We start from the raw sequence: 26,271 nt of genomic DNA, 5'->3' as shown, positions 1-26,271 counted from the left end.
GTCGGCATCTCATCCATAAAGACGATTAGTTTACAACAAATTCGATTATAACTGGTGTCGCAGGATCGAGTGTATCGCCACCAGGTATCGTGATCGCAGTGGTAGTAACGGTTGAAGTATCTGCTGTTTGAATCTGCCCATTAATATAAAGATTATAATACGCCGGTGCAGTTGGAAAAGCTGTGGCAGCAACTCCGGCATCATCGGTGGTGGCTGTGGCAAGAATATTATATGCAACGCCGACACCTGTTCCGTCTCCAATTGTAGCAGAAAACCTTCGAGCAGCCATAAAGGGTTTTGTAATTGCCATTTATATCACCTCCCTTCTTCAATCTCTACTAGTAAATGATAGAGTTAGATTAAAGGGAAGGGCGGATCATCTCATTAAAAGCACATTTTATAAGGTTACTTGAGCAAAAAATTGAATGATTTCGAGAATAATAGGCGTACCTAAAAAAATAGTTTGATTGTTTAGATTAATGTTCAAGGCACTTTCATTTAAGCTATATATACTGCCTTCTTGTAATATCCCATTGATGTAAAGATTACTATAGCTATTTTGACCAATGCCTGTAAATGCGGTTGTTAATGCTCCCTCATCGTTTGTAAATTCTTTAGCTGGAATCGTTACATGGAACTGAATATCTGAGGCCACAATATAAAAATATCTTTGAGCACTCGGCACAATAATGATATTAGGAAGGATGGCAGGTCCTGATGGACCTTGAGGGCCTGGAGGTCCTTGCGAGCCTGAAGGTCCTTGAGCCCCTTGAGGGCCTGGACATCCTTGAGTCCCTTGCGAGCCTGGAGGACCTTGAATCCCTTGAGGGCCTGGACATCCTAGAGTCCCTTGCGAGCCTGGAGGGCCTTGAGTCCCTTGAGGACCTGGAAGTCCTTGAGCCCCTTGCGAGCCTTGAGTACCTTGAGGGCCTGAAGGTCCTTGTCTATCTCGCGGAGCTGATTCAATATTTTCCGGTTGTGGACAAGCAACACGTTTAAATCTTTTTCTGGATAAAATAAACTTTTTACGTTCTTTTTTTCTTCTCAGAGGGCAAACAATAATTGTTTTCTTTATAAAATCTTTTTTTCGACCAGGATTAGAGTTCTTCAGTTTGCGCTTATCTATTATACGTATGTTCTTTTTTTTGACGATACATTTCTTATTACGTGCATGCCTTCTTGTCACTAAAGTCATTTTATTTTTATTATGGATATTGATACTCCACAAGCTAAACACCTCCGTATACAACAATTGTATATTATGAGATTTCTCTATCGAAGGTATAGACTTCTAACTAATCACGATATAGACGTTAATCTATTTTACTGAAAATAGGTTCATACTACTTCACTTTATATTCCAAGACTACAAACTTGTTTATTATGAACACCATTTCAGATTACTCTGGAAAATAGACGTACCTTTTTCACCTCCTAACGTTCAATTATTCGCCTTTTCAATAGATAATTGATCATTTATTAGCGAATCATTAGCATATTCCCCTTCATTTCTGCCAAAATAAATACTGTCAACAGCGCTCATGACGCATTCTTCTTTTCCTTTCATTGCGACTGTAAACGCTATCCATTAACATGAATATAATCCCGTTTGTTAGCAGCTACATGACAAATGGTGAAATCATGTTGCGCGCGATGATCGCTTCGTTCATTCATATACCCGCGCTATCGAAGCTGTTATTGCTTCGCAATTCATTGAGGAGGAGTCATGTCATGAGTAGTCAAGAAGTACAACAATCGTCATCCGGCGGTGTAAAGGTAGGGGTGCAGAAATTCGGCAGATTCCTAAGCGGAATGGTTATGCCGAATATCGGCGCATTTATTGCCTGGGGGATTATTACAACCCTGTTCATTCCGACCGGCTGGTTTCCAAATGAAGATTTGGCAACGCTTGTTGGCCCAACCATTACTTATTTGCTTCCGCTCCTGATCGGTTATACAGGTGGTAAAATGGTTCACGGCACCCGCGGCGGCGTCATCGGAGCTATGGTCACGATGGGCGTTATTCTCGGATCGGATATTACGATGTTCCTCGGAGCTATGATCGTAGGTCCGCTGGCTGCCTGGATTTTGAAAAAATTCGACCAAGCGCTAGAAGGTAAAATTCCATCAGGCTTCGAAATGCTTATCAATAACTTTTCTTCCGGCATCATCGGCGCCGCTCTCTCGATTGGGGCATACAAAGGCGTTGGCCCGCTTGTTACCGCATTCAGCAATCTGATTTCTTCCGGCGTAGAATTTCTCATCAACCACGGCCTCTTGCCGCTGGCGAACATTTTAATTGAACCGGGTAAAATTTTGTTCCTGAACAATGCGATTAACCACGGTATATTAAGTCCAATCGGGCTTGAGCAATCGCTGGCTACTGGCAAATCCATTATGTTCATGCTGGAATCTAACCCAGGTCCCGGTCTTGGCATACTGCTCGCTTACTGGCTGTTTGGCAAAGGCGCAGCGAAAGGCTCTGCTCCAGGCGCTATCATCATCCAGTTTTTCGGCGGTATTCACGAAATTTATTTCCCATACGTCCTTATGAATCCGCGCCTCATTCTTGCGGTTATCGGCGGCGGCATGGCTGGTACATTTACCTTCACCCTGCTGGGCGCAGGCCTTACAGCCGCTCCTTCACCAGGAAGTATTCTCGCTTATTTTGCGCTCGTGCCTAAGGGCGGCTACTTTGCCATGATTAGCGGTGTTGTTATCGCGGCGGCAGTATCATTCGTAATTGGCGCGCTTCTGCTGAAAACAAGCAAAAACGCTCAAGGCGATATTGAGGAAGCAACGACTAAAATGCAAGATATGAAGGCTTCTTCTAAAGGCGCTGAAACAGCTGGCGTTCAAGCTGGCACAGCTTCCGCAGCTGCTGGCACAGTGAAATCGAAGGAAGATGTGAGCAAAATTATTTTTGCTTGCGATGCTGGAATGGGCTCTAGTGCAATGGGCGCTTCCATTATGAAAAAGAAAGTCAAAGCAGCCGGTCTTCCTATACAGGTGACCAACACGGCGATTAACGATCTCCCTTCTGATGCGGATATCGTCATTACCCATAAATCGCTGACTGAACGGGCGCGACTGAAAGTTCCTGGAGCTGAGCACATCTCCATCGAAGATTTCTTGAAGAGCCCCGAGTATGATGCTTTGATCAAAAGATTAAGCTAAGCGTAAACGGCTGAAGCTGCCCTTTGGCGGCAAAGCTGCCTTTTCGCGAGAAATATAAGTCCAATTTAAGTGTGAGGCTTATAAATTCTTATATTTTAAACGATGCAAGCCTAGACCTTGCACTTAACGCTGACATTTAATGTCGGCGTTAAGTCCATTTCCCGGATAAGGATGATCTCCTATCAAAGTATCGACGAGACAGCGACGTATTGTAGAGCTGCTGCTGGAGCAGCGGGATGAAATAACAGCGGCTGATATTGCCGCTGAGGTCGGGGCAAGCACCCGAACGATTCACCGCGAGCTCAGTGACATTGAGCTTGTACTAGCTGCCAATCATATCAAGCTGCATAAGCGCTCCGGAATCGGGATCAAAATCGAAGCGGACAGCGAGAGGCTGGAACGTTTTAAGCAAGCTCTTGAGCATGCGGATCTATTTGAGTATTCAGCCGAGGAGCGCAAGGCGCTTATATTATGCAAGCTGCTTAAGCATAATGAGCCGATCAAGCAATTTTCGCTATCCCATCAGCTGCGCGTTACGATGCCAACGATTAGCCACGATCTTGACGAGCTGGAGCAAATGATTCAGAGCCACGGGCTGACACTCGTACGCAGGCGCGGCTATGGTGTAGAAATAAGCGGGCCGGAGTCAGCAAAAAGGCTGTTTATTGCCTGGCTCGCGCAAACCCATCTGGACGAATCGGACCTGTTCGGCCAAGCTCAGGAAGCCATTGCCTTGCACCCATTATCGAAAGAGCTGCTGGCGATGGTAGGCAGGAAGCATTTTTTTTCCTTGGAGCAGGCGTTTTGGAAGCTGGAGGACGGCTGGCAGCTGCAATTGTCAGAAAAAGAGCATTTAAATCTGCTCATTCGGCTTGCTGTCACGCTGACGCGAATTCAGGAAGGCCATCTGATTCCGCCGCATGTAAACGGCCCTCCTCCCTCCTATTCAGCGAGAGGGGAAAGCAAGGCCGAGGAGCTGCTGCGCATGCTCGCACGGGAGCTGCCTGCTGAGGAAGTCAGCTATATCGCCAAGCTGCTTAAAACGACCGATTCGGCTGAGGAAGATGGGTTGCTGCTCGCTCAGGGAGATTGGACGCTCAATGCGAGCGTAACGAAGCTGATCGCGTTTATGGAGGAGCAGCTCGGCGAGCCTTTTACCGAAGACCGTTCCCTAAGAGAAGGACTCCATCAGCATATGCTGCCTGCCTTTCGCAGAATAGAGGAAGGCAGCACGATTCGCAATCCGCTGCTCGCGCAAATTAAGAAAGATTATGAATTGCTGTTTACCCTTATTCGCAAAGGCGTTAATGCTATTATAAGCACGATCGAAGTGCCTGATGAGGAAATTGGCTACATCGTCATGCATTTTGGCGCCTCCATGGAACGTCTAAAGCAGTTTCCGCGAAAAGTTAGAGCGGTGCTCGTCTGCACCAGCGGTATTGGTTCGTCAAAGCTGCTGGCCGTTAGAATTAGCAAGGAGCTGCCGCAAATCGAGCTGATTGGCAACCGTTCCTGGTATGAAGCGGCTCGCATGCCGGAGCAGCAATACGATCTTATTATTTCGACGGTTGATTTGCCTATAGCTGCCGAGCGTTATATTAAGCTGAGCCCCCTGCTATTGGAAGCGGAAGTAGAACGGCTGCGGTCCTTTATTCAAAATATTACGCTCAAGCATGCTCCTTCGCCCAAAACGCCGGAAACAAGCAGCCACTCGCCGCTGGAGCGGTTGATGCAGTTGAAAATGTACGCCTCGGATTCGGTGATGCTGCTGGAAACCTTTCAGGTGTATACGATACCGGAACGACCCGGCCTTCCGCGAGGCGATTTAACAGGCGTTACCGAGGAGCTTATTGCGGCGATCCGGCACTTGCATGCGGTGTCCGACGAACAGAAGGTCGTTCACCTCCTGCTGACGCGGGAACAGTATGGCAGTCAGGTTATCCCTGATACGGAGCTGGCATTGTTCCATACCCGTTCGGATGCGATCGCTTTTCCTATACTCAGCCTTTTTCGGTTTGACGAGCCGCTTCCGTTTGGAGACAGCAGCAGTACTCCAGTAAAACAAATTTTATTGATGCTTGGCCCTGCCGAGCTTCGCCGTACCGCTCTGGAAATTTTGAGCGAAGTGAGCGCGATGCTGCTGATGACAGAGCTTACAGAGCTGCTCAAGCACGGCAGCGCAGCGGAAATTCAAGCTTTTCTATCCTTTCACCTAGAGAAAGAAATCAAATTCAAACTGGATTGGAGAAATGAGCCATGACTATTTTATCCACAGACAAAGTGAAATTGAACGTACAAGTTAGCGACAAATATGAAGCGATCCGCCTTGCGGGACAGCTGCTCGTTGAAGCAGGCCATGTTCCTGCTACCTACGTTGACAAAATGATTGAGCGCGAAGAGCTGCTCTCGACTTATATTGGCGGCGGACTTGCGATGCCTCACGGCACCAATGATTCCAAAAGCCTCATCCACTCGACGGGCATGTCGATACTAATCGTGCCGGGCGGAGTAGATTTTGGCGGCGACGAGCCAGCTAGACTCGTCATTGGGCTCGCTGCGGTCGGCGACGACCATCTGAACATTTTAACGAGCGTTGCGATGCTTGTATCCGAGGAAGACGATATGGAGCGGATTTTGAACGCCAGCTCTGAGGCCGAGCTCATCGCTATTTTTGAGCAAGGTATGGAAGAATGAGGGCCGTCCATTTTGGCGCAGGCAACATTGGGCGAGGCTTCATCGGTCTCCTGCTCTCACAAGCAGGCTGCAGCGTCACATTCGTCGATGTGAACGCCTCACTCGTCGCGCTGCTGCAGGAAAAACAGCAATACACCGTTAAGCTGGCCAGCGAGCAAGCGGAGTCGTTCACCGTCTCGGGCGTCAATGCGATTAATGGCAATGATACGGCGCTCGTTGCCGCGGCCATTGCCGAGGCTGACCTTGTCACGACAGCCGTCGGCGTGTCAGTCCTGAAGCATATTGCCGGAGCTATTGCTGAAGGCATCACGCTTCGACTGGCGAACAACCAAGCAGCTGCTGCTTCTCCCTTGCCTGTTATCGCCTGTGAAAATGCGATTGGCGGCAGTTCGCAGCTTAAGGAGCTTGTTTATTCCCATCTGGCTGCTGACGTCAAAGCACAGGCAGAGCAAGCGATTGCTTTTCCAGACGCTGCGGTTGACCGCATCGTTCCGCAACAGCTGCATGACGATCCGCTGCTGGTAACGGTTGAGCCTTTTTATGAGTGGACGGTTGACCGCTCTGCGCTCCCGCAAGGCACGCCGGAAATTCCCGGCATCCATTATGTCGATCAGCTCCAGCCTTATATCGAACGCAAGCTGTTCACCGTTAACACCGGACATTGCGTTGCCGCTTATCATGGTTATTTGCAAGGGTACGCCACTATCCAGGAAGCGATGCAGGACGCCGCTGTCCGCAGTGAAGTCGAAGGTGCGCTTCAAGAGACGGGCGCAATGCTTGTTCGTACTTACGGCTTCTCGGAAAACGAGCATCAAGCGTATATTGAGCAAATTTTAGAGCGTTTTATTAATCCTTATTTGACCGATGAAGTGGTGCGTGTCGGGCGTTCGCCGATTCGCAAGCTGTCGCCGGATGACCGTCTCGTTCGGCCCGCCCTGCTCGCCTTTGAGCTAGAGCTGCCAACTGACCATTTGACAAAAGCGATGGCCGCCGCGCTGCGCTTCAACTATACAGAAGATTCCGAAGCTGCGGAAATACAGGCAGTACTCACAAGCTCTACACTCAGCGACGTTATTGCACGTTATACATCATTGCCAGCGGAACACCCGCTGCACGCACAAATTGTGGAAGCCTACAGCAAGCTGTAATCGTTTTTGAAACGGACTGCTCTTGGTTCAATTTAAGTAGCCAAGGACACATTGAGCCATTGAGTCAAGGAAAGGAATGAAGTTGCATGACAACAGTATGGAAAGGTACGGGTGCATCGCCAGGGCTTGCGGCAGCTCCCGCCTACTTTATTCATCAAGACCACTACACGCCGAAAAAGCTTGAAGCTGTAAATCCCACTGGGGAAATTCAGCGTTTTCGCAGCGCAGTAGCCCAAGCTCAGGAAGAGATTGAAGCGATTCGGGTTTCCACAGAGCAAAAGCTTGGCGCGGATAAAGCCGAAATTTTTGAAGGCCATCTGATGATATTGGAAGACCCCGATTTCATTGATGCTGCCGAGGAAAAAATGAGCGACGAAGGCATTAACGCTGAATATGCGCTTCACGAAGTATCGACTTCCTTCATTAAACTATTGCAAGCGATGGAGGATGAGCTGCTTCAAGGCCGCGCCGTCGATATTAAAGATGTGGCGGGCCGCATTATGAGCCATTTGCGCGGGGTGCCACATCTCGATTTGGCGAATATGACTGAGGAATGTATTATTATTGCCGAGGATTTGACGCCTTCCGATACGGCGCAGCTCAATTTGGACGTCGTGCGCGGCTTCATTACCGAAATCGGCAGCCGTACTTCCCATTCCGCGATTATGGCGCGGACACTGGAAATTCCGGCAATCGTGGGCGTCGGTTCCTCTATTCGCTCATTGCCGGCCGACGCTTTTATCGTAATGGATGCCGAAGCGGGCTCCATCATTATCAACCCGTCTGCTGACGAGCTTGCTGCCTTCCAGCAGCAAAAACAGCAATATGACAAGCACAAAGCTGAACTTACGAAGCTCAAGGATCAGCCAACCTTTTCCCGAGACGGCAAGCAGGTAGAGCTTGCGGCCAACATCGGCAAACTGGAAGATGTGCAGCGCGCGCTCGATAATGGCGCCGAAGGGATCGGCTTGTTCCGCACCGAATTTCTTTATATGGGACGCAGCTCGCTGCCAACCGAAGAGGAGCAATATACCAGCTACAAATACGTACTGGAAAAAATGAACGGCAAGCCTGTCGTCATCCGCACGCTCGACATTGGCGGCGACAAGGAGCTGCCTTACATGGATTTGCCGAAGGAAAGCAATCCGTTCCTTGGGCAGCGCGCGCTCCGGCTCTGCCTCGACCGCCAGGATATTTTCCGCACGCAGCTGCGTGCTCTGCTTCGCGCCAGCAGCCACGGCAATCTTAAAATTATGTTTCCGATGATTGCGGTCATTGAAGAGCTGCTTGAAGCAAAAAAACTGCTCGCCGAGGAACAGGCAAAGCTTGCTGCCGAAGGCATCGCTGTCGCAGACCACATAGAAGTCGGCATGATGGTTGAAATTCCGTCCGCTGCTGTGTCCGCTGATCTATTCGCGCCAGAGGTTGATTTTTTCAGCATTGGGACGAACGATTTAATTCAATATACGATGGCGGCGGACCGGATGAACGAGACGGTATCTTATTTGTATCAGCCATGGCATCCTTCGATTTTGCGCCTCATCAGCATGGTGATAAAAGCCGCTAAGCAGGAAGGCAAATGGGTGGGCATGTGCGGGGAAATGGCTGGCGATACGACGGCCATTCCGCTGCTGCTTGGGCTTGGGCTGGATGAATTCAGCATGAGCGCCGGCGCGATTTTGCAGGCTAGACAGCTCGTTGGCGAGCTGGACCAGACCGAGTGGGCCGCCTACGCGGAGCAGGCGCTTCGCATTCGCAGCTACGAGCAGGTAACCGCCTTTGTAGAGCAAAAACGGCAATAAGGTTTTCCATCCAAACGATACTTGAATAAAAATACATCCGAAACGGAGTGATCTCCTCATGATCAGTCAAACCTTTACGATTCTTAACCCAACAGGTTTTCACGTTCGCCCGGCTAAAACGTTCGTTCAAGCCGCCAGCGCCTTTCCCTGCAAAATTTCCGTCCTGAACAAGGGCAAAAAAGTGAACGGCAAAAGCTCGCTCAGCATGCTGACGCTCGGCATTGCCGTGAACGAGGAAGTGACGCTGGAAATCGACGGCGAGCAGGAAGCAGAAGCGATGAAGGCGCTTGGCGATTTGCTGACACAAATTCACGAATAGGCGTAAATAGCGTTCCCGCATTTAAGGGAAAAGAGAGGACAGCCGTTTGCTTAAGCATAAACTTAAGCAAACGGCCTCCTCTCCTTTTTTATTCAAGCAAGCTTGTCCCTCTCATTTGAAGGCAACCGGAATCATCACATAGAAGGTGCTGCCTTTGCCAGCCTCAGGCCATACGCCAATTTTGCCATGATGGGCTTCCACAATTTGTTTGGCAATCGCAAGTCCCAGCCCATGGCCGGACGTTCGCCGCGTTCGCACCTTGTCCGTCCGATAGAAACGGTCAAATATGCGGGCAGCGTCTGCCGCTTTAATACCCGGCCCTTTATCCTGCACCGTCAGTCTCAGCAAGCCCCGGCGCTCCGAGGCCGACGCGCTTAGCTGGATGATAATACGCTCTCCCTCCGGCGAAAATTTAATCGCATTATCGAGTAAAATATATAGCACCTGCTTCATGCGCTCCGCATCGCCACGCATCATTGCCCGATTTGGCGCTTCAAGCTCCAGACGTATGCTTCTGGCAGCAGCCAGCGTCTCCATCGATTGAACGGTCTTTTCGGCAAATGGGCGAAAATCAAACATTTTATGCTCCAGCTCAAGCTCGCTCGCATCTGAACGGGCCAGCAGCAGCAAATCACCAACGAGCCGCATCATCCGCTTCACTTCATCCTTCATCGTCGCAAGCGTCTTAGGGACAAAATCATGATCGTCTCCCGCAACCTTCCCAGATCGTGCTGTAACTGAAGCATTTTCACGCTCCATATGAAGGGGACCAGCTTTTTCATCCTTGCTGGAGCTCTCCTGTTCCAGCTCAAGTGCATTAATCGACATCAGCAGCACGCTCAGCGGCGTGCGCAGCTCATGCGACGCATCCGCTGTAAAGGTGCGCTGCCGATCATACGATTCGGCAATAGGCAGCATAGCCCGATGCGACATGTATCGCCCGATTAGAAAAGCAACAATCGTAAATGATGCTGCGACGCCTATGAGAATACAGAGCAGCCATTGAAACAGCGAGTGCTGCTGGGAAATATTTTTCGCTACATAAAAAATGCTGGAGCTGCCCTGCCCCGTCAGAACAGGCTTGCCCGCAATCATTAATGAAAGCTTGCCTTCTAGCGGCTTTCCCCCTGGCATGCCGCCCGCAGAAGCGGCATCGGTCGTTATCGTCTCGTAGCTGACCTCGTTATTGCCGGGCTTCCAGTTTTTCACCAGCTCCAGCAGCTCTGGCCTCAAAACAGGAAATACTTCTTTCCCCGCAATAAGCGCGCCATCTGCTCCAATCAAATAATAAAAAAACTGGTCATTGCCAAAGCCAAGCAAGTTGCGGTCATTCAAGTCAATTTCTTCCGCTTGCCGATTGTCTTTCATCTGCTTCTCAATAACGTTCGTCGACTGGTCGAGAAACGACAGCAGATCCTTCTTCTGCTCATTGTAAATAACAAGCGAGAGCAGCCAATACACAACGACGACAAACACGGCGAGAAACAGCGACAGCAAGCCGACATAAAGCAGCGTCAGCCGCGCCTGCGTTTGCGCGAACATATCTTTATTTTTGAACAACCGATTAATCATCAAATTTGTACCCGACGCCGCGAATGCTCTGGATTTTGTCGGCGTTGCCAAACGGCTCCAGCTTTTTGCGCAGCAGCTTGATCGTCGCATCGACCGTCTTCATCGCAACATCCGTTTCGAAGCCCCATATCCGCTCCAAAATCAATTCGCGCGGCAAAACGCTCCCCTTGTTGCGCAGCAGCAGATCGAGCAGTTGGAACTCGCGCGGGCTAAGCGCCGCCTCCTGCTCTCCCTGCTTCATTGCTTGTGTGCTGCGATTGAGTGTCATTTCGCTAATTTGGATGACTTCCTCTACTAGCGGTGCAAAATTCCGGCGTCCCAGCGCCCTCAAACGAGCAAGCAGCTCGAACAGCTCAAACGGCTTGACCAAATAATCATCCGACCCTGAATCGAGGCCTTCTATTCGATCGTGCAGCGAATCGCGTGCCGTCAGCATGAGAATGGCTCCACTGTAGCCCTGCTCCCGCAGTTTGCTGCATACCTCTACACCTGTCATCCCCGGCATCATCCAATCGAGTACGATGACTTCATAATGGGCCGCAATGGCATACTCATAAGCATCCTCTCCATCCTGCACCCAGTCCACCTGATGATAACCGGATTTCTCAAGCATCTGTACAATTAGCCCGCCTAGCCGCTCATCATCCTCAGCTAGCAAAATATGCCCTTGCAGCATACGATCCCTCCTCGTATCTCCTTGCCCGTATGTTATGCTTTTTCCAGTGTTTTCACACCGATCCAGCACATACGTCTTCTACGTTTCACAGGGTTAGAGTCCAATTTACACGGAGAAAATGTACAGGCTATGAACGAGACTGATGTAAAAAATGGAACCTGCTGTCCCTGCGGCCACATGCCAAAAAAAGCCGGAAGGTTCTATACGCAGCATCCAGCTTACAGAAGCCTGCGCCAGAACATTCTGGCTTTCAGCAAAACCTTTCTTAATTTCGCCCCAATGCATATTCAGGCTCAGACGATAAATCCGATTCCGCTCATGCGCTGCTCCAGCATTTTGCGAAGAACAGAGCCAATATGAGCCCCCGCTTCCACGGGCGGCGTACCTCTTGCATGAATATTGGAAATAACCGTTCGCTCCGAATCCTTCCTTCCCGGATAGGGCCGATAGCACATATAAGCGCTCATTGAAGTTGCCGCCGCAAGGCCAGGGCGTTCTCCAATGAGAAGGACAAGCGACTCCGGCTCCAAAATCCGCCCGATATCGTCCATGCAACCAACCCGCGCCCCTCTGACGTAGAACGGCGTTCCCGCCGTTAGCCCGTTTGCTTCCAATGAATCCATTAAAGCAGGCAAAATATCAGGCAGATTGGCATCGACCGCCTTGGCGCTCAGCCCATCCGCCACAACAACCTGCACTTGAGGACGCTTCAAGCAGCGCTCCGCTATTGCGGCACTCCCCTCCGCGGACAGCAGCCTGCCCTTATCAGGACGCTTCAAATATAACTCTTTGTCATGAAACTGAGTATCGACCGAAAACAATTCGAATGCCGCAAGCAATGCCGGAGATACTTCCCCGTATACCGCATCCACCGCATGGGCATGATCCAGCCTTAGCTTCAGCACTTCCTGCGTAAGCGCACGGGTACCTGTGCGGCCAACCCCTATTCGGGCTGGCGAATGGGCCGCGAGGCTTTCAAAGATTTCGGCCTGCCTTTGTCTATCCATTAGATGGCCTCCTCCCTCAATAAACGAACCGGATGGCATCCCCCGCCTCAGCAGTGAGCCTGCCGCCCCGCATAACCCCAACGCTTTCCAGCCATCCTTCAAACGCAGGAGCCGGCTTCATCCGCAGCGTCTCGCGCACGGTCGCAATGTCATGATAGCTTAACGACTGGTAATTGAGCATGCAGTCATCCGCTAGCGGAACGCCAATAACAAAGCTGACTCCGGCAGATGCGAGCAAAATGCTCAAATTATCCATATCATTCTGGTCGGCCTGCATATGGTTCGTATAGCAAATGTCGCAGCCCATCGGCAGCCCGTGAAGCTTCGCCATAAAATGATCCTCAAGCCCCGCGCGGATGACCTGCTTGCTGTCATACAAATATTCAGGACCGATAAAGCCGACAACCGTGTTGACGATAAACGGGTTAAACCTTTTCGCAAGACCGTAGCATCTGGCTTCCAGTGTAACCTGATCGATCCCGAAATGCGATTCCGAAGACAGCTCGGAGCCTTGACCGGTCTCAAAATACCAGCGATTCGGCCCCTCCGCCGTACCCCGTGCGCGAATTAAAGCATCCGCCTCCTCAAGCAGCGCGAGATCGATGCCGAAGCCGCGATTTCCCTCCTCGGTTCCGGCGAGGCTCTGGAAAAGCATGTCTGCCGGGGCCCCTTCCTCTACTGCACGCATTTGCGTCGTAATATGGGCAAGCACGCAGTTTTGGGTTGGAATCGTCCAGCGGTCAATGACTTCCTTCGTCGCATAGAGCAGCGATTTCATATTTTCAACCGCATCCGTCACCGGGTTGATCCCAATGACCGCATCGCCGATGCCATAGCTCAGCGCCTCAAACAGCGAAGCCTTCATGCCGCCAACATGGTCGGACGGGTGATTCGGCTGAGCGCGGGAAGCAAGCGTTCCCTTATAGCCGATCGTAGTCCGGCAGGTTGTTAATATTTCCATCCGCGAAGCAGCCTGGATTAAATCCAGATTGGACATCAGCTTGCACACGGACGCGATCATTTCGCTCGTCAACCCCGACCCAACCCGCAGCAGCTCGCTGCCTGTCGTATCGGAGCGAAGCAAATACTCCCGCAGCTCGCCGACCGTATAGCCAGAAAAAGCTTGGTAGACATCCTCAGCAAGCTCCTCCTCGATCAGCCGCGAAACCTCATCCTTATCGGGACAAAGCAGCGGATTTTCCCGAATATCCGCAAGGCGCAGCTCCGAGAGCACATATTTGGCGGCAACCCGCTCCGCCGCATCGGCAGCGGCAATGCCTGCCAGCCGGTCCCCCGATTTCTCTTCGTTTGCTTTGGCCAACACCTCTTTTAAATTATGGAAGGAGTAAGTCCGGCCTTTGAGTGTAACGGATAACTTCATGCTTCTTCCTCCCCGCTCTCCCGCCGGTGAAACACCAGCGTTTTCATAATAACCGGAACCATATCCTCCTTTATTGGAAGGCCGACGTCCGCATAATCACCCTCAGCCGCATTAATCTGATCGACGCATACGAGCCGCAGCTTGCCACGAAGCCGCTTCGCAAGCGCATGCCCAAGCGCCTTAGCCATATCATTTTGGCAAATGACCAGCAGTACCGAGGATGCAGGAGCGGCGGCCGTATATTCGGCGTATAATGCTGCTGCCAGCTTTTGCAGGCGAATATACGAGCAACTCCCGCCGCCTTGCAGAGCTAAAGCAAAGGGCGGATCGGACATTCCGCTGCCGTACAAGACGGCTGCCAGCTGCACGCTGGCCCGCACCGCGCGCTCCAGCTCTTCATCGGCTGGCGGCAATCGACAGAGGCCAACCGGGATGTTGCGCAGCGGCAGCGCCTCCAAATCATAATACAACGTCGCTCCGCTCACCTCCGTCATATGCGTTCCCGCGCCAATGACAGTCGCACGAGACGACTCTTCCGCTTGCCTGACCGGCACCTCATGCCGGCTTGCTAATTGCGCGAGCTGCGCTCCCAGCTCCGGACCGATGTCTCCATATTTAGCTACTTCCTCCATTGTAAGGGAATCTGACACACCCATCAATGCACCCACTCCGCCGGAAATCAAAATCTCTTCTGGCAGCGGCAGTTCTCCGGCAGGCGGCGCGACAAGCAGCACATCCGATTCTAAACCGGAGCCGCCTGATACGATGCACGAATACAAATGTTCTGCCATTCGCTTGCACAATAGACGCAAAGCAGCGAGCGGAAATAGACAGCCTATCGCGGGCAGCTCACTCGCATAGCCCTGCTGCTCTGCCCAAAGGCGCCAATGGGCTGATACATAGGCCACTTTCCCCTCAGGAGTTAAACGAATAAGACGGCCGCCAATATGCAGCGTCACCGTCCCTATCATTGCGCCATCGCGAAAATAGGCAGCATTTGCCGTCCCGCCGCCGACATCCACGTTTACGATTATGCCTGGCTGCCGCGCGGAGCGGGCAGCCGCTCCCGAGCCGCGACCGGCAAGCAAGGACTCCAAATCAGCGCCTGCTGTCGCAACGACGAATTGTCCGGCATGCCCGGCCATCGCATGTACAATTTTCTCGGAATTGTCCTTCGTCGCTGTCTCGCCCGTGATGATCACAGCTCCGGTCTGCACATCCTGCGGCTTAATGCCAGCCTGTTCATATTCTCGCTCCAGCAGTACCGATAAAGCTTCCAGATCAATTTTGGATTCGCTTAGCAGCGGTGTTGGAAATACCGGGCTTATATAAGCCAGCTTTCGCTCGGTGATTTCATAGCGCGGCAGTGAAAAGCCGCCAGAGGTCTCCACTACCTTTAGCTTCGAAACTATCCACTTGGTTGTGCTTGTGCCCAAATCGATGCCTACACTCGTCAGCCATTTCTCCCGCGCCATGCTGCTCATGCCATTTTCCAGCCAATTTCCGGTGGTATACGGCGGGCGCATCCCGTCGAGATTGCTGCTTCAATAACGGCAAGCCGCACTTTAGCAACGACCTGCTCATTAAAGATGCTCGGAATAATATATTGCTCATTTAGCTCCTCGTCCGAAACGACGGAAGCAATGGCCCGCGCCGCTGCCAGCTTCATTGCTTCATTGATATGACGCGCGCGGCAATCGAGCGCCCCTCGGAAAATGCCCGGAAACACAAGCACATTGTTAATCTGATTCGGCAGGTCGCTGCGGCCCGTTGCGAAAATGCGAACATGCGGCAAAGCTTCTTCCGGCTCGATTTCCGGCGTAGGATTGGCCATAGCAAACACAATGCTGTCCTTCGACATCGCTTGAACATCTTTGCTATTCAGCAGGCCTCCTCGCGATACGCCGATGAACACGTCCGCTCCGGCTAGCAGTTCCTTCAACCTTCCGGGAGTGCCCTCAACCTGCGGCTGCATCGCCAGCCACTGCCACATCGGATTGTTATAGGCTCCACCGAAGACGATCGCGCCGTCCCGATCGATTGGGACGAGCCGGGTCGCTCCTGCGGCAAGCAGCATTTTACAAATCGATACTCCCGCTGCTCCAATGCCGTTCACCACTATTCGCACATCCGAAAGTTCCTTCCCCGTTACCTTGAGGGCATTCAGCAGTCCAGCCATTGCAACGATAGCCGTACCATGCTGGTCGTCGTGAAACACCGGAATATCCAGTTCCTCCATCAGCCTGCGTTCGATTTCAAAACAGCGGGGCGAAGAAATATCCTCGAGATTAATGCCGCCAAAAATCGGGCTGACCGCTTTGATCGTGCGAATCAGCTCCTCTGTATCCTGCGTATCCAAGCAAAGCGGGAACGCATCTACATCCGCAAGCTGCTTGAACAGCATCGCTTTGCCTTCCATAACGGGAGCAGCAGCATATGGGCCGATATCGCCAAGCCCCAGCACCGCCGTTCCATCGGTAATAACTGCAATCGTATTGCGCTTGATTGTCAACGAATACGCCTTATCCGGGTTTTCATGGATGGCCTTTGACACTTTAGCCACTCCGGGCGTATACACCTTGGAAAGATCATCCCGATTTTTGACCATTAGCTTCGGGCTTGTAGCAATTTTCCCGCCCAAATGGACGAGAAATACCGGGTCAGAAACATGAATGAGCTTCGTCCCTTGCAGCTCCTCCAGACGCCTTAGCAATGGACGCTCATCTGAATCATTAATATGAACGGTAATGTCGCGTACCGACATGTCCTTGCCGGAGCGAATGACATCAATCGATGTCATATCGCCGCCGGCATGGCTGACCTGAGAGGCGATCTCGCCGAATTGAACCAGCCGGTGGTCCATCTCCAACCTTATAATCAAACTGCTAATCGTCATGTGCTTCCTCCGCCATTTTGGCTTTCGGTTCTACTTTCGGTTCTACTTTCGGTTCTACTTTCGGTTCTACTTTTGCTTCCACACATCTGGAGGTCCGGCAGATACGCCGCCATCCAGTACAAATTCTGCTCCTGTCGCATAAGAAGATTCGTCGGAGGCAAGGAATAGAGCTAGCCGCGCTACGTCGAGCGTACTGCCTACTTTGCCTAGGGGAACAAGCGCGCCTTGATCCTCCACCTTCTTGCCTGCAAGCTCCGCAGCGTAATCAATCATTTGCGTATGAATATAGCCCGGGTGAATGGAGTTGATGCGAATATTCATCGAAGCAAACTCAAGCGCCGCATCCTTCGTCATAATGCGCACAGCCCCTTTAGTAGCTCCATACAGCGTCAGTCCAGACGCTCCAAACAACCCTGCATTGGATGATGCATTAATAATCGAGCCGCCTTTGCCCCCGGCCAGCATCAGGGGAATGAGATGCTTCATTCCAAGAAAAACCCCCGTTACATTAACGGACATGAGGCGCTCCCAATCCGCTAGCGTCGTCTCCAGCAGCGGCTTAATCAAAAACAGCCCCGCGTTGTTGAATAAAATATCCGCTTTGCCGTAAATGTTCGCCGTCTGAGCAGCTACCTCTTCCCACTCTGTCTCGCTGCGCACATCATGCTTAACGAATAAAGCTTGTCCGCCCAATTCTATGATTTCCTTGACAGCCTTCAGACCGCTGTCCTCGTCAATATCCGTTACAACGACGCTTGCCCCCTCTCCTGCAAACAGCAAGCTGGTCGTTCTACCAATTCCCGTTCCTCCGCCCGTGATGACGGCCGTTTTTCCTTTTAGGCGCATTTAAACGCCTCCCTTCCGGACTATTCGATTCAAGCTATGAAATGCCTGCTCAAGTCTGCGTCTTCGTGCGGGCGTAATAATCAAACATAACCGCGCCGATAATAATGCAGCCTTTGAATACAGACTGCCAGTAAGGGCTTAGCGACAAACTATCAAAGACGTTGGAAAGCACCGCCAAAATACAGCCTCCCACGATCGTTCTCCAGATCGCTCCTTCGCCTCCGCTTAATGAGGTTCCGCCAATGACGACGGCTGCAATAACGTCCAGGGCAATGGTCTCCCCAATATTCGCCTGCCCTTGGCCAAGCCGCGAAGCAATGAGAATGCCAGATACAGCTGCGCACAACCCGCTTAAGCCGTATGTGCTGGAAATAAGCCAATTCACGCGCAGGCCGGACAAACGGCTCGCTTCCTTATTTCCACCAAGGGCATACAGCGAGCGGCCATAGGTTGTAAAAGCAAGCACGATTGCACCGACGACGTAAACGAGGAATAACAGGAACACCGCGATGGGTATCGCGCCAAGCTCGCCGGAGCCCATCCATTGAAACGATTCTTTTTGTACAAAGAAAGGCTGAGCATTGGAATAAATAAGGGCAATACCAGTAAACACAGAGCCTGTCCCTAGCGTAGCTACAAATGGTGGTACCCTGAGCCTTGTGACAAGCACACCATTGATAAGTCCTGCCGCCAAGCCAACCACGAGCGTAAGAGCAAAAGCAAAGGGAAGCGGCATGCTGTCTGCATAGCTCGCAATTAAAGTAGCGCACAGCGCATAAATGCCGCCCACCGACATATCAAGTCCACCCGTAATCATCACAAAGGTCATTCCAATGCTCATGATGCCGACAATCGCGAGCTGGCTAAAAATATTGACCAGGTTTGCAGGGCGCAAAAAACCAGGATAGAGAATGGCAGACAAGCCAACAACGACGATAAAAGCAACGACTACGCCGTAGCGCAGCATGAGGCTATTCATATTTTTGAACAAACCCTGTCGCTCCGTATTCGTATTAAGCTGATTTTCCAGCGTGCCCATACGATAACCCCCTTTTTCTAAAATGTAGCTTGCAAAATATGATCGACGCTAATTTCCGAGCGTTGGCTCAGCTCCTTCACGAGCCTGCCTTTAGACAGCACCAGCACGCGGTTGCTTACCGCAATGACCTCCTCCAGCTCCGAGGAAATAATGACGATAGCCATGCCTTCGTTAGCAAGCTGCCGTAATATTTTCAAAACCTCGACTTTGACACCAATATCAATGCCACGGGTAGGCTCATCGACAATGAGCACCTTCGGGCGCAAATTGCATACTTTCGCCAGCAGCACCTTCTGCTGATTGCCGCCTGAGAGATTGCGGCAAAGCGTATGAATCGGGCGCGTTAGGCCGAATCTTTTGCTAAGCCCGTCAGCGATATGGCCCGCCTTCGCCTTGCGGTAGAAGCCCAGCTTCTTGACCTGCCCATAGTTAACCATGTTGATATTGTCCTCGCAGGACATTCCGAGCACCAGCCCTTGATGCTTGCGATCCTCCGGCGCCAAAGCAATGCCAAGGCTCATTGGATAGCTGGGCTCGCGCGGCCATTTGACCTGCTTCCCTTCGATCCATAGACTACCGGTCGATTTGGGTTCAAGACCAGCCAGCGCCCGCACGAGCGTCGTCCTCCCTGAGCCTACAAGCCCGCCAATACCGACGATTTCACCGGCATGGAGCGTAATGGCAATATCCTCAATTGCGCCCGGCACACTTACCCCGGTTGCCCGGAGCAGCTCCGGGCCAGGATGGCTAACCTCATGCTGGGTTTCCTGCGTAACTCTAACAATTTCCTCCGCTACCTCTGCGCCTAGCATTGAAGACACCAGCTTGTCCTTCGTCCAGTAGGCACGCGGCTGGGTCACAATCTTTTCCCCATTGCGCAAAATCGTCACGCTATCGCTAAGCTCAAGCACTTCATCAAGATGATGGCTAACATAAATGATCGTTATGCCGCCTGCTTGCAGCGTCTTGATCGTTTTTAGCAACGATTTGCGCTCAGGGGGAGCGAGCGAAGCCGTCGGTTCATCCAAGATCAGGATGCCCGCGTTCAGCTGCAAGCCCCGCATAATTTCCAGCATTTGCTGATCGGCAATCGACATATTGCCAGCTCGCTGGAATGGCGGTATGTTCACCCCCATCATTGCGCAAAGCTCCATATAGCGCTTTGTCATCCGCCCCCGGGAAATAAAGCCTTTTGCCGACAACAGCTGCCCTAGAAAAACATTTTCCAGCGCGCTCAAATTGGGTGCGATCGTCAGCTCCTGGTAAATCGTCGCAACACCAAGCTTGCGCGAGGACCTTGGGTCGCCGTAATGCAGCTCGCTGCCAAATATGCGGACATTCCCTTCGCTCGGAGCTGTCCGGCCGGACAAAATGCCAAGCAGCGTCGATTTTCCCGCCCCATTTTGTCCAACCAGCGAATGAATCTCTCCGCGCTGAATGTCGATATTCACCCCGTTCAAAGCGCGAAAGCCTCCATAGGTCTTAATAAGCTCCGATATTTCAATCGCCATATCCTTCTTTATCGGCACCGCTTCAGCCACAGCTCCTCCACTCATGGACAACCCCTCCTCCGCTTAATATTCTGGCAGCCCTTTAGCTGTAAAATCAGCCATGTTGTCCTTATAGACAAACGGTGTGCCCGGGAGAATCGGATCTTTGGTCAGATCGATATATTTCTCTACGTCTTTGCCGTTGAACGAATCGTAGAGCGCCTGAATCGCATGCTGAACCTCTTCCACCGGAAGCATGACAACCGTCGATTTGATTTTGCCGGAGCTTACTGAATCAAAAGCCCATTTATCGCCGCCAAAATCGTATACGGCTACATCATCGCGTTTGGCCGCATCAATCGCTTTTACGACGCCGACAGTCATGCCCGAATAATTCGAGAAAATAACATCGAGGTTTTTATTGGCCTGCAAAATATTTTGCGCCACTTGGAACGCCTCGTTCGCCGTGTAAGTCGTGGCGTGCATGCCAATCAGCTTCCACTCCGGGTGATTCGGCAGCTCGCTGTCAAAGGCAGCCTTCATGCTCAGATACGGCCCGCCCGTTGCCGGGCCGCCAATGACGGCAATTGTGCCGCCTTCCGGCTTGTCGCTGAATATTTTATTCACGATTTCTTTATATACGTTCACTTCCTGTCCGCCCACATAAGTCAGCGTGCCTTCCTGCCAATCTGGCGATCCGCACAGCGTAGCATTAATGATCGCTACCGCTACGCCTTTGGCAGGGACATCCTTGGACAACACCTTGCAGAGCTGGTTGCCATCGACCGGTTCAACGACGAACCCTTTATATTTCCCGGTTGTCACCGCATTTTGAATTTGATTGAGCTGCGTCAACGGGTCAAAGCGGCCGTCGAATGTATCGATTTCGAATCCGAGCTCCTTCGCTTTGGATTCTGCTGCCTCCAGCCCTTTTTGAAGATACGCATTTGAAGCTCCGGCGGAAAAATAAGCAATTTTCCCTGCTCCACCTGCTGCATCTGGCGAGCCAGACGGCTCGTCAGATGCAGCTCCTGGACTGGAGCTGTTTCCGCTGCAAGCAGAGGCTGCAAAAACAAGGACTAGAAGGGCGATGCCTGCTATCATGTGCGCGGATAAACGTTTCATATAAAATCCTCTCCCTTTTCTCATGAGTTAGTTGGAACGTTCCTGTGCATATGGAGCATGATTTGCGTACATCCCGCTTTTCCGAATGCGGTCATTGTAAGTCGTCGCCGCGCCAGTCTTGCGATTTTCATAAAGCCTATCCAGATTGACGGTTCCAGTTATGACGGTCTGCACATTTGTTTCCGCTTCAACAGCTATGCCGTTTGCCGTCCACGGCGTGTCGCATGGCGTCAATATTGCGGAGCGGCCATAACCGCTGTCAATCGGCTTGCCGATTTCACAAATCGTCGGGCAATGCACGACATAAATCTGATTTTCAATGCTGCGGGACTGCGCGCAATGGCGTACCCGCCAAAAACCGAACTCCGTGTACGTATAGGATGGACAAAATACGATATCCGCTCCCTGCCTGCTCAAAATATGGGCAACCTCGGGAATTTCCGCCTCATAGCAAATCGCAACGCCAATGCGGGCCGGACCAATGTCAAAGACGTTCAGCTCCTCGCCTTCCCTCGTCTTCCAATTGCCCTCTGCGGGAAAAATATGCGATTTTTTATGCTCTGCTATGTCGCCATTCGGCTGAAAGATCGTGCTTACATTAAAATAATCCTCGCCCCGCTTCTCCAAATGTGAACCCGCGACAATTATTTGCCCCCGCTGCTCAGCAAGGTCTGCGAACAGCTTCTTGAAAGGCACGGTGAACTGGTCCAGCCTCATCATCGCTGACGGTCCCGCTGTCTCCCAATCGGGAAATGAGGTCAGCAAGCCCACCGTGAACAGCTCGGGAAACAGCACATAATCCGAATCCAGCGGCACATCCTCCATCAGCCCTCGAACCTGGCGCTCAAAGTCTTCAAAGCCGGATACACGCTCGGCGCGGAACTGGACAGCAGAAATACGAATGTTTGTCATAGTTGCCTCCTAATTAATTTGTGTAGGCTCCCTCTTATGCGTTGCTTGCATCTGTCTCGTTATCAGTATAGGCATCGTATATTTCACCTAGCGTCGCAAACCATGCTCCACGCGATTCCATATGCTGAATCAGCTTCTCCAGCATTTGAATGGTATGCGCCCGGCCAATCGTCTGCGGATGTGTCGTCAGGACGTAACATGCGCCCTCTTCATTATCACAAGCATAGTCAAAAATATCTCTCCATCGCTCGAATACCTCATGCGTAGAACGCATGCCTTCCGCTCCGCCAATGACAAATTCTTGGGTTGGAAAATCGTCCAAATACCATGAAACCGGAATTTCCACGATTCGGCTAGGCGGGCCAAATACATTGGCCTTGTCCATATTAATTTCTACGACTTCCCTTGGGCGGTATGGATGCAAATCATTGCCCATCAGACTGCTGTCATAGCTGAATCCATGCTTCTCCAGCAGCTTCAAGGTGTTGGGGCTGTAATCCCAAGCTGGAGAGCGGTAGCCGCGCGGCTTGACCCCTAGCCTATCCAGCGCTGCAAATCCGCGGAGCAAAATTTCTTCCTCTTCTTCATAGCTCATATGGGTTGGATTTTCATGCGCATAACCGTGATGGCAAATTTCGTGTCCGGCAGCAACGATTTCGCGACATATCTCCATATGCGTGTCGATCGTGTGGCCCGGAATGCACCAGGTTGTCGTGATGCCGTATTTGCGGAACAAATGAAGCAAGCGCGGTGCGCCTACCTCTGCGCAAAATTCGCCGCGTGACAGATAGGCCGGCGAGAAGCGGTCGAATGTCCCCATCCATACGGATGCGGCATCAAAATCGACACCGATGTTGACGGCGACCTTTTTTCCTGCAGGAAGTTTCACTTTACCAGATCTTTGCATTTTTAACCCTCCCGTTAACTTTTCTAACATGATTTTGTCATTCGCCTAATTTAGGGCTTAGAGCCAGTTGCATTTGCCCTAGCCGCTTGAATTCATTATAAGATCGCTTACAAAACAAAAAAACTCTAACAATTTGCGGAAAGGTGTACTTTTTCACGGTATTAGGTTAATATTTCCTACACATTCAAGCCGTTATTTTTTAAATAACACTTGTCAAGCTCTTTACTATTCATGATATATTAATTAACAAGCATTATAAAAATCTATCGTCTACACCATGGTCAGAAATTAAAGGAGGGTCCCGGTGGCGAGAGTGCCTTTGAGCGTAAAATATAAAATGATGCTTGTTCATACCATCGTCATTATGATTCCGATTATTGCCGTTCAATGGCTCGCTTTTCAGGCGCTGAGCAGCAAGCTTTACGATAATGTTGTGGAGAGCAATCTCAATATTTTAGCTGAAGCAAGCAACAGTCTGATCTTTCTTAATCTCAATGCGCTGCAGCTGGAGGATAAAGGAAACGATCAGGTCCAGCAATTTATTTTTTATGGCCTTGCCAATACCGCCATGGGAAAAGACAGCGACGTCATTATTAGCAACCACAGCGGGCAGACGTTATTTTCTACGAATAAGCATCTCGCTTCCAAGCATCTGCATGAGCAAATCTTCGCATCCAAGGAGGGAAAAGGCTCATTTACCGTCGATTATCTGCATGTCAAACGGGTCGTCTTCTATTCGTATAATGCTTTTGCGGACTGGTACATTATTGTGTACACGCCGGAATCATCCATTATGGAAAAGCTGTCGTACATTCATCATTTAATGGGTATTCTGATGCTTTCGAGCGGAATTATGTGCGTCGTGCTCATTATCCTTCTATCGATCTACTATTCGGGACCGATTATTTTGTTAAATCGAAAAATGCGGCAATACGCCGCCGGAAAAATCGATATGATGCGCCCAAGCCGGCGCCAAGACGAGGTTGAGGAATTGGAGGGCTACTTCGAGGACATCGTTGTTCGGTTGAAGGAAAGCGTAAATCGGGAATATGAGATGAAAATAAAATCCGATAAAGCGAAGCTGCTGGCGCTGCAAGCACAAATTAATCCGCATTTTCTCCATAATGCACTGGAAACGATTAATTCGATTGCCCTGATCCACCGTGTGCCGCTCATTTCAGAACTTGCCCGCTCCTTGTCCCAGATGTTCCGTTACAATATTGTCAATGAAGAGAAGCTGGTGACTATTGATGATGAGCTTCATCATATCGAGCATTATTTAAAGGTTCAATTAATTCGCTTTGACCAAGCGATACAAACGAAAATCGATATCGATCCCAACGTCCGAAGCAGCCGCACGATCAAATTCGTCCTGCAGCCTATTGTTGAAAACAGCATTGTGCACGGCTTTCGAAATATGGACAAGGAAGGCTTTATTGATATTACCGGGTACTGCGAACGAAGCCGGGTTATTCTCACCGTCCGCGACTCCGGCGAAGGCATGACCGAGGAAGAAGTCCAGCAAATGAACGATAAGCTTGGCAACTTGGACATGTCGCTTAGCTTGGAGCAGGATTCGCAGGAAACGGCCGGGCATAATCGCGCTTATGAATACGGAATCGGCATCTACAACGTCAATAACCGCATCAAGCTTGCCTTTGGCGAGCAATACGGCCTCACTTACCGCGCTATGGAGGAAGGATTGCTAGTCATCATTACATTGCCTTATCAACCGGAGGGATAATCATGTACAAGACTATCATTGTGGAAGATGAGCCATGGATTCGCAAAGGAATTGAAGAGGTTATCCCTTGGAATGATTTGCCGCTGCTGCATGTTGGCAGCTTTCGTGATGGCCTGGAGGCGCTGGAATGGCTGGCTTGCAATGAAGCCGATATCGTCATAACCGATATTCGCATGCCCAAGCTGGACGGCATTGAAATGCTGGGCCGGATTGCGGCCACAAACGGCAAGCAGCCCAAATGCATCATTTTATCCGGATACGATGATTTTAGTTATGCAAAAAAAGCGATAGCTTACGGAGTTAAAGAATATTTGCTGAAGCCGATCAACCCTTCGGAAATAACGAGCGCCATGGAGAAACTGACCGCTGAACTAGACAAGGAAAGCAGTACGCGCAATATAGAGCTGAAAAATCGCGTTTGCGAAATTATTCTTGACGACACGACACTGGCCGCCTGCGAGGAGCTGCCTTATTCAAACCTCTGCCTGCTGCTGGCGAACGAGCCGCTTCCGCAGCAAAACGTGCTTCCTTCAGGGATTACCTTAATCTCCATCCCGCTTGGCTCGCATACGGTGTATTGCGCGGCTTCCGACGAAAAGGACAAGCTTGCCGAATGGCTGAAGCGCCTGCCTCCGTTTGAAGCAAATGCCGCAAGCGTATTCAGTGCTATTTTAAATGGGGATGCTCCGTCTTTGCAGCAAGCCTACCGGGAAGCCGAAAAACAGCTGCATATGCTGCGGTGCTCCACTTCCGCAAGCCAGGTCGGCTTGACGCCACAGGACGAGAACAGCTTTGCCCTATCGGTTCAGAAGGAAGGCAAGCAAGCCGTGTTAAAGCTGCTTTCGGAATACGAGCAGCGGTTCTGCACCTTTGAGGAGCGGTGGATCGTGTATTTGCAGCTCTGGATTTCAATCAGCAAGCATGCAACGAGCCCCTCCTGCCTGGAAGGACTGCAATCGTTGAACGAGCTTAAACGTACGAATACGCTTGTATCGCTGGCCGCTTGGCGTTCGCAGCAGCTTGAGCCTCTAATTGACAAGCTGGCTGCTGGCGTGCTGGCGACCAATGGCACCAGCTCTCATACCGCACTTAGCATCAAACGATATGTGGAGCAAAACTATCGCAACTCTTCCCTGTCGCTGCTGGATGCAGCCGAGCGGTTTCAGCTGTCCTTCTCTTATTTGAGCAGCTTGTTCAAATCGCAATATGGCGTCAATTTTACTGTATTCGTTACAAATTTGAGAATAGAGGAAGCTAAGCGCCAGCTCGCCACCTCTAGGCAAACGGTCTATGAAATTGGCGAGCTGGTCGGCTTTAATGATGTCAAATATTTTGTTCGCGTCTTCAAGAAAGCGACGGGAATAACGCCCAGCTCCTATCGGGAACTAAATGGGAGCTTCTGATCGTCTTTTCTCTGATCGTCTTTTAACCACTAAATCGTACACCCAGCTTGAATATTTGGAATTTACCGACGCCAGCGTTCCTCCTATCCTAGTTATATAAAGACACTTATATAACATACCTGGAGGTGCATAA

22 protein-coding genes are annotated in these 26,271 nt (G+C 50.9%); 8 read left to right on the top strand and 14 right to left on the bottom strand.

Features of this window, described 5'->3' with window-relative positions:
- Positions 1-25: 25 nt before the first annotated feature.
- Together BBD42_RS20075 and BBD42_RS32625 are read right to left on the bottom strand one after the other, a co-directional pair.
- Positions 26-310: a DUF4183 domain-containing protein gene (locus tag BBD42_RS20075; protein ID WP_099519617.1), complete on the bottom strand. Its 285-nt coding sequence runs from the start codon at positions 308-310 to the stop codon at positions 26-28.
- A gap of 87 nt (positions 311-397) precedes the next feature.
- Positions 398-1,228 (bottom strand): DUF4183 domain-containing protein, encoded by an 831-nt coding sequence (locus tag BBD42_RS32625; RefSeq protein ID WP_261341330.1) that lies wholly within the window; start codon positions 1,226-1,228, stop codon positions 398-400.
- A gap of 503 nt (positions 1,229-1,731) precedes the next feature.
- Between BBD42_RS32625 and BBD42_RS20065 the strand changes: the two genes are divergently transcribed.
- The 6 genes from BBD42_RS20065 (at position 1,732) to BBD42_RS20035 (ending at position 9,140) form a co-directional block, all read left to right on the top strand.
- Positions 1,732-3,177: a PTS mannitol transporter subunit IIBC gene (locus tag BBD42_RS20065; RefSeq protein ID WP_099519616.1), complete on the top strand. Its 1,446-nt coding sequence runs from the start codon at positions 1,732-1,734 to the stop codon at positions 3,175-3,177.
- A 181-nt stretch (positions 3,178-3,358) separates the two neighbouring features.
- Positions 3,359-5,437 (top strand): BglG family transcription antiterminator, encoded by a 2,079-nt coding sequence (locus BBD42_RS20055; RefSeq protein WP_348272607.1) that lies wholly within the window; start codon positions 3,359-3,361, stop codon positions 5,435-5,437.
- Positions 5,434-5,871 carry a PTS mannitol transporter subunit IIA gene (locus BBD42_RS20050; RefSeq protein ID WP_099519614.1) on the top strand — a complete coding sequence of 146 codons (438 nt, stop codon included), beginning with the start codon at positions 5,434-5,436 and terminating at the stop codon, positions 5,869-5,871. Before BBD42_RS20055 ends, BBD42_RS20050 begins: the two co-directional genes overlap by 4 nt.
- A complete protein-coding gene (locus tag BBD42_RS20045; protein WP_099519613.1) occupies positions 5,868-7,019 on the top strand; it encodes a mannitol-1-phosphate 5-dehydrogenase in 1,152 nt (383 codons plus the stop codon). Before BBD42_RS20050 ends, BBD42_RS20045 begins: the two co-directional genes overlap by 4 nt.
- 86 nt (positions 7,020-7,105) lie before the next feature.
- Positions 7,106-8,821 (top strand): phosphoenolpyruvate--protein phosphotransferase, encoded by a 1,716-nt coding sequence (gene ptsP / locus BBD42_RS20040; RefSeq protein ID WP_099519612.1) that lies wholly within the window; start codon positions 7,106-7,108, stop codon positions 8,819-8,821.
- A gap of 58 nt (positions 8,822-8,879) precedes the next feature.
- On the top strand, positions 8,880-9,140 hold the full coding sequence (locus tag BBD42_RS20035; protein ID WP_099519611.1) for an HPr family phosphocarrier protein: 261 nt from the start codon (positions 8,880-8,882) through the stop codon (positions 9,138-9,140).
- A 111-nt stretch (positions 9,141-9,251) separates the two neighbouring features.
- Here the strand turns inward: BBD42_RS20035 and BBD42_RS20030 are convergent, their stop codons facing one another.
- The 12 genes from BBD42_RS20030 to BBD42_RS19970 form a co-directional block, all read right to left on the bottom strand.
- A complete protein-coding gene (locus tag BBD42_RS20030; protein ID WP_172455567.1) occupies positions 9,252-10,712 on the bottom strand; it encodes a sensor histidine kinase in 1,461 nt (486 codons plus the stop codon).
- Complete coding sequence (locus tag BBD42_RS20025; RefSeq protein ID WP_099521707.1) at positions 10,705-11,388, bottom strand: response regulator transcription factor; 684 nt, start codon at positions 11,386-11,388, stop codon at positions 10,705-10,707. The genes BBD42_RS20030 and BBD42_RS20025 overlap by 8 nt, the downstream gene beginning before the upstream one ends.
- A 293-nt stretch (positions 11,389-11,681) precedes the next feature.
- Positions 11,682-12,434, bottom strand: a complete 753-nt coding sequence (eutC, locus tag BBD42_RS20015) for an ethanolamine ammonia-lyase subunit EutC (protein WP_172455566.1) — start codon at positions 12,432-12,434, stop codon at positions 11,682-11,684.
- Positions 12,412-13,776 (bottom strand): ethanolamine ammonia-lyase subunit EutB, encoded by a 1,365-nt coding sequence (eutB, locus tag BBD42_RS20010; protein WP_099519607.1) that lies wholly within the window; start codon positions 13,774-13,776, stop codon positions 12,412-12,414. The genes eutC and eutB overlap by 23 nt, the downstream gene beginning before the upstream one ends.
- On the bottom strand, positions 13,773-15,260 hold the full coding sequence (locus tag BBD42_RS20005; protein WP_237163163.1) for an ethanolamine ammonia-lyase reactivating factor EutA: 1,488 nt from the start codon (positions 15,258-15,260) through the stop codon (positions 13,773-13,775). The genes eutB and BBD42_RS20005 overlap by 4 nt, the downstream gene beginning before the upstream one ends.
- Complete coding sequence (locus BBD42_RS20000; RefSeq protein WP_099519606.1) at positions 15,257-16,672, bottom strand: NAD-dependent malic enzyme; 1,416 nt, start codon at positions 16,670-16,672, stop codon at positions 15,257-15,259. Before BBD42_RS20000 ends, BBD42_RS20005 begins: the two co-directional genes overlap by 4 nt.
- 66 nt (positions 16,673-16,738) lie before the next feature.
- Positions 16,739-17,518, bottom strand: a complete 780-nt coding sequence (locus BBD42_RS19995; protein WP_099519605.1) for a glucose 1-dehydrogenase — start codon at positions 17,516-17,518, stop codon at positions 16,739-16,741.
- A gap of 49 nt (positions 17,519-17,567) precedes the next feature.
- The gene (locus BBD42_RS19990; RefSeq protein ID WP_216364856.1) at positions 17,568-18,557 is read right to left on the bottom strand and encodes an ABC transporter permease; all 990 of its coding nucleotides are present in this window, start codon (positions 18,555-18,557) and stop codon (positions 17,568-17,570) included.
- A 17-nt stretch (positions 18,558-18,574) separates the two neighbouring features.
- Positions 18,575-20,113, bottom strand: coding sequence for a sugar ABC transporter ATP-binding protein (locus tag BBD42_RS19985; RefSeq protein WP_099519604.1), 1,539 nt, complete (start codon positions 20,111-20,113; stop codon positions 18,575-18,577).
- Between the two features lie 18 nt (positions 20,114-20,131).
- Positions 20,132-21,172 carry a sugar ABC transporter substrate-binding protein gene (locus tag BBD42_RS19980; RefSeq protein WP_172455565.1) on the bottom strand — a complete coding sequence of 347 codons (1,041 nt, stop codon included), beginning with the start codon at positions 21,170-21,172 and terminating at the stop codon, positions 20,132-20,134.
- Between the two features lie 27 nt (positions 21,173-21,199).
- Positions 21,200-22,084, bottom strand: a complete 885-nt coding sequence (locus BBD42_RS19975; RefSeq protein WP_099519602.1) for a nitrilase-related carbon-nitrogen hydrolase — start codon at positions 22,082-22,084, stop codon at positions 21,200-21,202.
- A 34-nt stretch (positions 22,085-22,118) separates the two neighbouring features.
- Entirely contained in the window at positions 22,119-22,991 is an 873-nt protein-coding gene (locus BBD42_RS19970; RefSeq protein WP_099519601.1) for a polysaccharide deacetylase family protein, read from the bottom strand.
- A gap of 304 nt (positions 22,992-23,295) precedes the next feature.
- Here BBD42_RS19970 and BBD42_RS19965 point away from each other — a divergent pair, with 304 nt between their 5' ends.
- Positions 23,296-24,735 carry a sensor histidine kinase gene (locus BBD42_RS19965; protein ID WP_099519600.1) on the top strand — a complete coding sequence of 480 codons (1,440 nt, stop codon included), beginning with the start codon at positions 23,296-23,298 and terminating at the stop codon, positions 24,733-24,735.
- A gap of 2 nt (positions 24,736-24,737) precedes the next feature.
- Complete coding sequence (locus tag BBD42_RS19960) at positions 24,738-26,138, top strand: response regulator transcription factor (RefSeq protein WP_099519599.1); 1,401 nt, start codon at positions 24,738-24,740, stop codon at positions 26,136-26,138.
- Positions 26,139-26,271: the final 133 nt, after the last annotated feature.

Origin of the sequence: Paenibacillus sp. BIHB 4019, from assembly GCF_002741035.1 — a bacterium.
In the GTDB taxonomy this organism is placed as follows: Bacteria; Bacillota; Bacilli; order Paenibacillales; family Paenibacillaceae; genus Pristimantibacillus.
Note: the sequence above shows the minus strand (reverse complement) of the source record. Positions and strands in the feature narration are given on the sequence as shown.